The sequence below is a fragment of the Paenibacillus sp. GbtcB18 genome, from assembly GCF_019091125.1.
Lineage (GTDB): Bacteria > Bacillota > Bacilli > Paenibacillales > NBRC-103111 > Paenibacillus_F > Paenibacillus_F chitinolyticus.
This window is the reverse complement of the sequence record NZ_JAGXJX010000219.1, coordinates 1-306: the sequence shown is the minus strand read 5'-3', so window position 1 is coordinate 306 and position 306 is coordinate 1. Positions and strand designations below refer to the sequence as shown.

The 306-nt window shown below is 50.3% G+C and carries 1 protein-coding gene; it reads right to left on the bottom strand.

The window, feature by feature from the left end; translation table 11 throughout:
- Positions 1-306 (bottom strand): phosphopantetheine-binding protein (locus KVT34_RS30080; RefSeq protein WP_217563276.1); only part of this gene is annotated, 306 nt, incomplete at both ends.

Here is a 306-nt window from a genome sequence, read left to right as displayed (position 1 = left end):
CTTCTTCGAATCGATGCCGGTCCAGCGCACGTTCCAGCAGCAAAGCTCCCGGCATGGTGTAACTTTGGTCCCCCCCCTCAAGCTGTTGAAGGATGAACAACCTTTTTTGCGCGGAAGATAGCGGGTAATAGTCGCTTTTCTCTGCCTTAGGGATTGAAGAGAACGAAAGCTGCGTCAGGTTTGCAATCGCTTGAGCCAACTCTTCTATCGTCGAATAAACAAAGACATCCTTCAGTGGAAAATCTACGTGAAGCACTTTACGTATCCGACTGACAAGCGTTGTCGCCCGCAGAGAATGTCCTCCGA